The organism is Hymenobacter agri (genome assembly GCF_054778495.1).
In genome coordinates this window covers 1-9,884 of record NZ_BAAGZM010000112.1, presented here as the reverse complement: position 1 = coordinate 9,884, position 9,884 = coordinate 1, and the positions used below count along the sequence as shown (strand labels likewise).

7 protein-coding genes are annotated in these 9,884 nt (G+C 60.8%); 6 read left to right on the top strand and 1 reads right to left on the bottom strand.

Going from position 1 to position 9,884, the window contains the following annotated elements; genetic code table 11:
• The 4 genes from katG to ACYVDE_RS08190 form a co-directional block, all read left to right on the top strand.
• Positions 1 to 1,944, top strand: a 1,944-nt coding sequence (gene katG / locus ACYVDE_RS08205; protein ID WP_460500998.1) for a catalase/peroxidase HPI, incomplete at its 5' end; no start/stop codon positions are given.
• A gap of 551 nt (positions 1,945 to 2,495) precedes the next feature.
• Entirely contained in the window at positions 2,496 to 3,581 is a 1,086-nt protein-coding gene (locus ACYVDE_RS08200) for an efflux RND transporter periplasmic adaptor subunit (RefSeq protein ID WP_460500996.1), read from the top strand.
• A gap of 180 nt (positions 3,582 to 3,761) precedes the next feature.
• Positions 3,762 to 6,956, top strand: a complete 3,195-nt coding sequence (locus ACYVDE_RS08195; protein ID WP_460500995.1) for an efflux RND transporter permease subunit — start codon at positions 3,762 to 3,764, stop codon at positions 6,954 to 6,956.
• Positions 6,957 to 7,002: 46 nt separating this feature from the next.
• Positions 7,003 to 8,454 carry a TolC family protein gene (locus tag ACYVDE_RS08190; protein WP_460500994.1) on the top strand — a complete coding sequence of 484 codons (1,452 nt, stop codon included), beginning with the start codon at positions 7,003 to 7,005 and terminating at the stop codon, positions 8,452 to 8,454.
• 104 nt (positions 8,455 to 8,558) lie between these two features.
• Here ACYVDE_RS08190 and ACYVDE_RS08185 read toward each other — a convergent pair whose 3' ends face one another.
• Positions 8,559 to 9,047 carry a hypothetical protein gene (locus tag ACYVDE_RS08185; protein WP_460500993.1) on the bottom strand — a complete coding sequence of 163 codons (489 nt, stop codon included), beginning with the start codon at positions 9,045 to 9,047 and terminating at the stop codon, positions 8,559 to 8,561.
• 201 nt (positions 9,048 to 9,248) lie between these two features.
• Here ACYVDE_RS08185 and ACYVDE_RS08180 point away from each other — a divergent pair, with 201 nt between their 5' ends.
• Positions 9,249 to 9,686, top strand: a complete 438-nt coding sequence (locus tag ACYVDE_RS08180) for a hypothetical protein (protein ID WP_460500992.1) — start codon at positions 9,249 to 9,251, stop codon at positions 9,684 to 9,686.
• A gap of 84 nt (positions 9,687 to 9,770) precedes the next feature.
• A partial coding sequence (locus tag ACYVDE_RS08175) for an XdhC family protein (protein ID WP_460500999.1) occupies positions 9,771 to 9,884 on the top strand: 114 nt, incomplete at its 3' end.

Here is a 9,884-nt window from a genome sequence, read left to right as displayed (position 1 = left end):
GGCCCGCAGATGATTCGCATGGCTTGGCACTCGGCCGGCACCTACCGCATTGCCGACGGCCGCGGCGGCGCGGGCGCGGGCATGCAGCGCTTCGCCCCCCTCAACAGCTGGCCCGACAACGCCAACCTCGATAAAGCCCGCCTGCTGCTGTGGCCCATCAAGCAGAAGTACGGCAAGCAGATTTCCTGGGCCGACCTCATGATTCTGGCCGGCAACTGCGCCTTGGAGTCGATGGGCCTCAAGCCGTTCGGCTTCGCCGGTGGCCGCGCCGACGTGTGGGAGCCGCAGGAAGAAGTGTACTGGGGCCCCGAAACCGAGTGGCTCGGCGACAAGCGCTACCAGGGCGACCGCCAGCTCGAAAACCCGCTGGCCGCCGTGCAGATGGGCCTCATCTACGTAAACCCCGAAGGCCCGGACGGTGAGCCCATTCCCGAGCGCTCGGCCCGCGACATCCGCGAAACCTTCGGCCGCATGGCCATGAACGACGAGGAAACCGTGGCCCTGATTGCCGGCGGCCACACCTTCGGCAAAACCCACGGCGCGGCTGCTCCCAGCGAGTACGTGGCCCGCGAGCCCGCCGGCGCTCCCCTTGAGGAGCTGGGCCAGGGCTGGCGCAACAGCTACGGCAAAGGCCACTCCGAGCACACCATCACCAGCGGCCTCGAAGGCGCTTGGACGAGCACGCCCGCGCAGTGGGGCAATGGCTACTTCAACAACCTGTTCGGCTACGAGTGGGAGCTGACCAAGAGCCCCGCCGGCGCGCACCAGTGGCGCCCCGTGAACGGCGGCGGCGCGGGTACCATCCCCGATGCCCACGACCCGAACGTGAGCCACGCGCCCTTCATGCTGACTTCGGACATCGCCCTGCGCGTGGACCCGATTTACGAAAAGATTTCGCGCCGCTTCCACGAAAACCCCGACGAGTTTGCCGATGCCTTCGCCCGCGCCTGGTTCAAGCTGACGCACCGCGACATGGGCCCGAAAGAGCGCTACCTCGGCCCCGAAGTGCCGACCGAGGAGCTGCTCTGGCAAGACCCCATCCCGGCCGTGGCCTACCCGGTAATCGACGACCAGGACGTGGCCGCCCTGAAAGGCAAGCTGGCCGAGTCCGGCCTCAGCACCCAGCAGCTGGTATCCACGGCCTGGGCCGCTGCCTCTACCTACCGCGGCTCCGATAAGCGCGGCGGCACCAACGGCGGCCGCCTCCGCCTGGCCCCGCAGCGCTACTGGGAAGTGAACAACCCCTCGCAGCTCTCCACCGTGCTCAACAAGCTCGGCGGCATTCAGCAGGAGTTCAACGCGGCCCAGACCGGCGGCAAGCAGGTTTCGATGGCCGACCTCATCGTGCTGGCCGGCGTGGTCGGCATCGAGCAGGCCGCCAAGGCTGCCGGCCACACCGTAACGGTGCCCTTCACCCCCGGCCGCGCCGATGCCTCGCAGGAGCAAACCGACGTGCAGTCGTTCCAGGCCCTGGAGCCGGTGGCCGACGGCTTCCGCAACTACCTGAAGCCGCAGCCCCGCGCCGCCGCCGAAGAGTTGCTGATTGACAAAGCCCAGCTGCTATCCCTAACTGCCCCCGAGCTGACGGTACTTTTCGGCGGCCTGCGCGCCATCAACATCAACTTCGACGGCTCGAACAACGGCGTGTTCACCGACCGCCCCGGCGCGCTCACCAACGACTACTTCGTAAACCTGCTCGACCTGAACACCACCTGGGCCAGCGTGTCGGATGCCCAAAACCTCTTCAACGGCCGCGACCGCAAAACCGGCCAGGTGAAGTGGACCGGCACCCGCGTCGACCTGATTTTCGGCTCGAACTCCGAGCTGCGCGCCCTGGTGGAAGTATACGCCTTCGCCGACGCCCAAGAGAAGTTCGTGAAAGACTTTGTAGCCGTGTGGGCCAAGCTCATGAACCTCGGCCGCTTCGACCTGGCCCAAGCGTAACCGCCGCCCGCTAGCGCTGCCGCCCCACTAGGCGCGGCAGCAGCTGAAGCCTCAACAGAAACGCCCCGCAACGAATTCGTTGCGGGGCGTTTTGCTTACTACTAGTTCGCACATTGTGCTCGGCAGGCGTCCATACAATGTCCGTTCAAGATGAAGCAAGTCAATACGGGACGGTTATTGACGTGGCTGAAAAATAAAAATCGTCTTCATAAACCTTCATTTACGCTTCATGCCGTCGGGGAGAAGTTTGTAGCGTCAATCAACGACACCGGCTGCGCGGCCTTGTCCTTCCCACCCTGCGAGGCGCGCTTTTGGCTTGGTTTGGCCCCGGCAGGGTTGCCGGGGGCCACGGGCGCTTCGCTGTTCGGGCGGCGCTTTTCGCGAAGTATGTCTGACCCCATCCCGGCTTTTCCGGTCTTGCTCCACCTGCCTGTTGCGCCTCGCGCTGAAGGCTTTCCCTTATTTACTACGGGCATGCCATAGAAGCCCAACGGGTTGTCTACCTATTTTTTATGCCTTACCACCCGCTTGTCACGTTACCCCAGGTTTTTATGAAAAGAGTATTCATGCTGCTGAGCTGCGGCGTTTTGTGCTACGCCACCGGCTGCAAGGAGGAGAAAAAGGAAGTAGAAGAGCAGATTAAACTGGTCGTCACCAGCCCATTGCAGAAGGATACGACCATTACCAAGGAGTACGTGGCCCAGATTCACTCCTACCAGCGCATCGAGCTGCGGGCGCTGGAAAAAGGCTACCTAGAGAAGATTTTCGTGGACGAAGGCCAGCGCGTGGCTCAGGGCCAGACCATGTTCCAGATTAAGCCCACCGTGTACCAGGCCGAGCTGAAGAAGTCGCAGGCCGAGGCCCACTACGTGCAGATGGAGTACCAGAACACCAAGAACCTGGCCGACAAGAACATCGTGTCGAAGAGCGAGCTGGCGCTGGCGCAGGCCAAGTTCGACAAGGCCAACGCCGACGTGTCGATGGCCCAGGCCCACCTGCAGTTCACGACGGTGAAGGCCCCGTTCAGCGGCATCATGGACCACTTCCAAGCCCGGCTGGGCAGCCTCGTGGACGAAGGCGACCTGCTGACGACCCTCTCCGACAACAGCAAAATGTGGGTGTACTACAACGTGCCCGAGGCCGAATACCTGTCTTATAAGGAGCACGCCAAATCGAACGACAAGGCGGCCCACGTGAAACTGCGCATGGCCAACAACGAAGTGTTCGACCAGACCGGCATCGTGCAAACCATTGAGGCTGATTTCAATAACGAAACCGGCAACATCGCCTTCCGCGCCACCTTCCCCAACCCCGACGGGCTGCTGCGCAACGGCGAAACCGGCAGCGTGCTGATGACCGTGCCTCTGAAACACGCCCTCATCATTCCGCAGAAAGCCACCTTCGAAATCCTCGAAAAGAAATACGTTTTCGTGGTGGATAAGAACAACGTGGTACACCAGCGCGAAATCAACATCGCCTCGGAAATGCCCGATTTGTACCTCATCAGCTCGGGCATCACGCCCGCCGACCACATTCTGCTGGAGGGCCTGCGCAAGGTGAAGGACGGCGACAAGGTGGCCTACGACTACAAGGCCCCGCAGGCGGTGCTGTCGAACCTGAAAGTGTACAGCGAATAACATTTGGCGGGCACGCCCCCGCGAAACCTCACCCCCGGCCCCTCTCCCCAGGAGAGGGGAGCCTGACGATTACCATCTGAAGCATAACCGGTGCCCCCTCTCCGCGGGAGAGGGGGTCAGGGGGTGAGGTTTGCGCCAGGCGAGGCGACCAAGTATTCAGTCTAAAAACTGTAAATCAATATGTTTAGTAAATTCATCCGCCGGCCCGTCTTCGCCATTGTGATTTCGGTGGTCATCCTCTTCCTGGGGATGCTGGCCATCAAAACCCTGCCTACCTCGCAGTTTCCGGAGATTTCGCCGCCCCTCGTGATGGTGAGCTGCGCCTACCCCGGCGCCAGCGCCAAGGTGCTCACCGAGTCGGTACTGATTCCGCTGGAACAGGCCGTGAACGGCGTACCGGGCATGAAGTACATGACCTCCGACGCCGTGAGCGCCGGCGAGGCCAACATCCAGATTGTGTTCAACCTGGGCACCGACCCCGACCAGGCGGTAGTGAACGTGAACACCCGTATTGCGCAGGTCATCAACCGCCTGCCGGTGCTGGTGCAGCGCGAGGGCGTGGTGGTGAACCGCGTGGTGCCCAACATGCTGATGTACGTGAACCTGTACTCGAAAGACAAGAACACGGACATGAAGTACCTGTTCAACTTCGCCGGCGTGAACCTGCTGCCCGAGCTGCAGCGCCTGAGCGGCATCGGCCGGGCCAACATTCTGGGTAGCCGGCAGTACGCTATGCGCGTATGGCTGAAGCCCGACCGCATGCGGGCCTACAACATCTCGGTAGATGACGTGATGAAGTCGCTCGATGAGCAGAGCGTGATTGGCTCGCCGGGCCGTATCGGGCGCTCCGACGGGCAGCGGGCCGAGGCGCTCGAATACGTGCTCACGTACCAGGGCCGCTTCAACGACGTGGAGCAGTACAAGAACGTGATTTTGCGGGCCAACCCCAACGGCGAGATGCTGCGCCTCAAGGACGTGGCCAACGTGGAGCTGGGCTCAGAATTCTACGACATCTACTCCAACCTGAACGGCGACCCCTCGGCGGCCATCGTGCTGAAGCAGACCTACGGCTCGAACGCGAGCGACGTAATTAAAGAGGTGAAAGCCAAGCTGGAGGAGATGAAGAAGTCCACCTTCCCGCCGGGCATGGACTACAAAATCAGCTACGACGTGTCGAACTTCCTCGATGCTTCCATCGAGAACGTGATTGACACGCTGCGCGACGCCTTTATTCTGGTGGCCCTGGTGGTGTTCCTGTTCCTAGGCGACTGGCGCTCGACGCTCATTCCCATCCTGGCCGTGCCGGTGTCGCTGATTGGGGCCTTCACCGCCATGCAGGCGTTCGGGCTCACCATCAACATGATAACGCTGTTTGCCCTGGTGCTCGCCATTGGTATCGTGGTCGATGACGCCATTGTGGTGGTGGAAGCGGTGCACGCCAAGATGGAGGAGAAGCACCTGTCGCCCTACAATGCGGTGCGCGAGGTGATTGGCGAAATCAGCGGGGCAATTATCGCCATCACGCTGCTGATGACGGCCGTGTTCGTGCCGGTAGCCTTCATGAGCGGCCCGGTGGGCATTTTCTACCGGCAGTTCTCGATTACGATGGCCTCGTCCATCGTGATTTCGGGCCTCGTGGCCCTCACGCTCACGCCGGTGCTCTGCGCCATGATTCTGAAAAACAACCACGGCCACGCCAAGCCGAAGTCGCCCATGCAGCGCTTCTTCGACTGGTTCAACCGCAGCTTCGAGAACCTGACCGGCCGCTACACCGGCCTGCTGGAAAAGATTGTGGACCGCCGCCTGGTGACGTTCGGCATTCTGCTGGCCTTTGGCGCGGGTATTTTCGGCATCACGGCCAAGCTGCCCTCGGGTTTTATTCCGAGCGAAGACCAGGGCCTGATTTACGCCATTGTGCAGACGCCGCCCGGCACCACGCTGGAGCAAACCAACGCCGTGTCGCAGCGCCTGGCCAAGCTGGCCAAGGAAGTGCCCGGCATCGAGAACATTTCGACGCTGGCCGGCTACGAGGTACTCACCGAGGGCCGCGGCTCGAACGCCGGTACCTGTCTTATCGACTTGAAGCCCTGGAAAGAGCGCAAGGAATCGGTGCACGACGTGATTCTGGCCCTGGAGAAAAAGGCCCAGGAAATTCCCGGCGCCAACATCGAATTCTTCGAGCCGCCGGCAGTGCCGGGCTACGGCGCGGCGGGTGGTTTCCAGCTGCAGCTGCTCGATAAAACCAACACCGGCGACTACAAGGCCCTCGAAAAAGTGAACGAGGAGTTTATGGCCAACTTGCGCAAGCGTCCCGAGCTGGCCGGCCTGTTCACCTTCTACTCGGCCGACTATCCGCAGTACGAGCTGAAAATCGACAACGACCTGGCCATGCAGAAGGGCGTGAGCATCGGCAACGCCATGAACACGCTGAGCATCATGGTGGGTTCGACCTACGAGCTGGGCTTCATCAAGTACCAGCGCTTCTTCAAGGTGTATGTGCAGGCGTCGCCCGAATACCGCCGCCTGCCCGAGGACATCCTGAACATGTGGGCCAAGAACGACAAGGGCGAGATGGTGCCGTTCTCGTCCTTCATGAAAATCGTGAAGTCGCAGGGCGCCAACGAAATCAACCGCTACAACATGTACACCACGGCCTCCATTCGCGGCAATCCCGCCCCCGGCTTCAGCTCGGGCGAGGCCCTGAAGGCGGTGCAGGAAGTGGCGGCCAAGACGCTGCCCCGCGGCTACGACATCGACTGGGGCGGCCTGTCGAAGGACGAAATTGCCCGCGGCAACGAGGCCATCTACATCTTCATCGTGGTGCTGGCCTTCGTGTACCTGGTACTCGCGGCGCAGTACGAAAGCTTCCTGCTGCCGCTGGCGGTTATTTTCTCGCTGCCGGCCGGCATCTTCGGCTCGTTCCTGCTCATCAAGCTGCTGGGCCTGGCCAACGACATCTACGCCCAGGTGGGTCTGGTGATGCTGGTGGGTTTGCTGGGTAAAAACGCGGTGCTCATCGTCGAATTCGCGGTGCAGAAGCACGAGGAAGGCATGAGTGTGCGCGATGCGGCCATTGCCGGCGCCAAGGCCCGCTTCCGCCCCATCCTCATGACCTCGTTTGCCTTCATCGCCGGCCTGATTCCGCTGGTGCTGGCCACCGGCGCGGGCGCCATCGGCAACCGCACCATTGGTACGGCGGCGCTGGGCGGCATGCTGTTCGGCACCGTGTTCGGGGTAATCATCGTGCCGGGCCTCTACTACATTTTCGGCAGCATCGCCGAGGGCCGCAAGCTGATTCGGGACGAGAACGAATACCCGGTTTCGGAAGGCTTCGAGCCCCGCGTGGCGGTGGAAGAAGTTGAGCCTTATGCTTAATCTGCTGGCGCGCGTCGCAGATGCGCGCCAGCAAACAAGAATAATCATGCGTAACAACCTGTTTTATAAAATCCTCGGCGCGGCCGGCCTGGCCCTCGCCGTGGGAGCCTGCAAAACGCCCGAGCTGGTGGTGAAAAACGAAAACCGCACCGTGCCGGCCAGCTATGCCACCGGCCCCGCCGCGGCGGCCCCGCTCGACAGCGCCACCTCGGCCCGCGTGCAGTGGAAGCAGTTTTTCACCGACCCCAACCTGCAGGCGCTCATCGAAACCGCCCTGCAGAACAACCAGGAGCTGAATATCACGCGCCAGGAGATTGAGATTGCGAAGAACGAAATCCGCGCCCGCCAAGGCGAGTACCTGCCCTTCGTGACGCTGGGCGGCCGCGCCGACGTGGAGAAAGTGGGCCGCTACACCCTGCAGGGCGCCACCGAGGAGCAGGTCCAGATTCAGGAAAACCGTCGCACGCCCGACCCGCTCACCAACTTCCAGCTGGGTGCATTTGCCACCTGGGAAGTCGACATCTGGCACAAGCTGCGCAACGCCAAAAAGGCCGCCGTGAAGCGGTACCTGGCCTCGGTGGAGGGCAAGAACTTCATGGTAACCAACCTGATTGGTGAGATTGCCAATTCCTACTACGAGTTGCTGGCCTACGATAACCAGCTGGCCATCGTGCAGCAGAACATCGGCATCCAGAGCAACGCGCTGGAGCTGGTGAAGCAGCAGAAGGAGTCGGCCCGCGCCACCGAGCTGGCCGTGAAACGCTTCGAGGCCCAGGTAGAGCACACCCGCGCCCTGCAGTTCAAGCTGCAGCAGAACATCATCGAAACTGAGAACAAGCTGAACTACCTGGCCGGCCGCTACCCGCAGCCGGTGGCCCGCAACGCGCAGGCGTTCAACGACCTGCTACCGGCTACCATCCAGTCCGGTTCGCCCGCCCAGCTGCTGGCCAACCGCGCCGACATCCGGCAAGCCGAGCAGCAGCTGGCCGCCGCCAAAATCGACGTGCAGGTGGCCCGCGCCAACTTCTATCCTTCGCTGGGCATCACCGGCGGCGTGGGTTTAGCAGCCTTCACCCCCGGCCTGCTGGTGAGCACGCCGGCCTCGATGCTCTACGCCCTGGGTGCCGACCTGGCCGGCCCGCTGTTCAACCGTAACGGCATTAAGGCGGCCTACTACACCGCCAACGCCGCCCAAACCCAGGCCGCCTATCAGTACGAAAAGACGGTGCTGAACGCCTACGTGGAAGTATCGAACCAGGTAGCCAGCATCGGCAACCTGGCCAAGAGCTACGACGCGAAAGCCAAGGAAGTAGCCGCCCTCAACCAGTCGGTGGATATTTCCAACAGCCTGTTCCGCTACGCCCGCGCCGACTATACGGAAGTTCTTTTCACGCAGCGCGACGCCTTGGAGTCGAAATTCGACCTCATCGAAACCCGCATGCAGCAGCTCAACGCCTCGGTGAATGTGTACCGCGCCCTCGGCGGTGGCTGGCAGTAATCGAGAGTAGTTTAGGCCGCTTGGACCGCAACAGCAACGCCCCGCAACTGAATGGTTGCGGGGCGTTTTTTGGTTTTGTGCCGACAGTGCTTCTGGCTCCTTGCTTAAAAAGGCTGCCCCACTCCCCGCTTATATAGCAGGCAGAATGCTTCGCCGGCTTGGCCGTAAAGCTTTTCGTATCCTTCCAGGCTATTGATGTAATCGTCAAGCTCTTTATTTTTCAGGGTTGTAGCTGATTGCAAATCCGAAATTTTAAAAGGAAACTGAGAATTATTCGGGTTTGGATTGTGCAGAAATAGCGCGTCGCTTGCGCTATCAAAATCAAGCAAGACGACATATAATTGAAAATTGGAATTCAGATTTTGGGTTTTATTAACGACTAAATCAAAATATCGAAATAGCTTATCTAAATGAGGTTTTCTTCTCCGAAAGCTATTATTACCGTAGCCATACCAATCGAAATGGTGATGCCAATTGTCAAACCGATTCCCGGCGTTGTTTGAACTGAACCAGGGAATTTTATCGAAGTCTTTTGTCGTAGCCAGGTTCCGGTAATACCGTTTGAGTCCTCGGTGCTTTTTATATCCGTTCATCTTGTCGCAATAGATAGTTCGCTAAACCCAACTGTAAATGAATGCATTATTTACCGGAGTAATTGATGCTGATGTCGGAAAACACTTATTATCCTAATTAACAGCCGGTGCTAACTATTACTGAATACGATAATTCTTACCACCGTTCCCGGTTGAATTTCGCGCTTTTCCTATCGCGGTACGTTCCCTAGTTTTGCAGTTATGCCCGACCACGCTGCCTCTCCCATCGACGATTTTCTTACGCTGGCCTACCGTACCGATTTGGCCACTTTTACCGTGCGCTGGTTGCGGGCCGTGTCGTTTGCCGAATTACAGGCCGGTTTCGGCGAGGCATTGCGGCTGGCCCAGGCGCACCAGGCGCACCGATGGTTGGTTGACGTGCGGCGCCGCACTGAACTGGACGCCGTTTCCTCCACCTGGGTGGCGAAGCAGCTGCTGGTGCAGGCGGCGGCCGAAGCAGCGCCCGCCCATCTGTCGGTAGCGTACCTGCTTTCACCCAGCCGGGCGCAGGAGTTGCAGCACGATTCCGGCTTGCGCGACGCTACCACCATAGCGCAGGCCGACACCCAGCCCTACCGCCTCCTCACTTTCCTCGACGAAGGCCCTGCGGTGAACTGGCTGCTGGAGCAGCCCCGATAGCCGGCCCGCTCAGGCTCCCCCCTGTCTGCCGGTCCCCAACCCCACCCTACTGCCCAGCGTACAGCATGAGCAACCTTTTGCCTCATGACTGAACTTCAACGCCTGCTCCTCGCCTACGACCGCCACCGCGAAGCCCGCCGCCCCTGCGCCCTGGCCACGGTGGTAGAGGTGCTGGGCTCGGCCTACCGCCGCCCCGGC

Bases quoted from the DNA above. Each gene is read 5' to 3' on its own strand.
- ACYVDE_RS08200 (WP_460500996.1), top strand. From the start codon at position 2,496: ATGAAAAGAGTATTCATGCTGCTGAGCTGCGGCGTTTTGTGCTACGCC.
- ACYVDE_RS08195 (WP_460500995.1), top strand. From the start codon at position 3,762: ATGTTTAGTAAATTCATCCGCCGGCCCGTCTTCGCCATTGTGATTTCG.
- ACYVDE_RS08190 (WP_460500994.1), top strand. From the start codon at position 7,003: ATGCGTAACAACCTGTTTTATAAAATCCTCGGCGCGGCCGGCCTGGCC.
- ACYVDE_RS08185 (WP_460500993.1), bottom strand. From the start codon at position 9,047: ATGAACGGATATAAAAAGCACCGAGGACTCAAACGGTATTACCGGAAC.
- ACYVDE_RS08180 (WP_460500992.1), top strand. From the start codon at position 9,249: ATGCCCGACCACGCTGCCTCTCCCATCGACGATTTTCTTACGCTGGCC.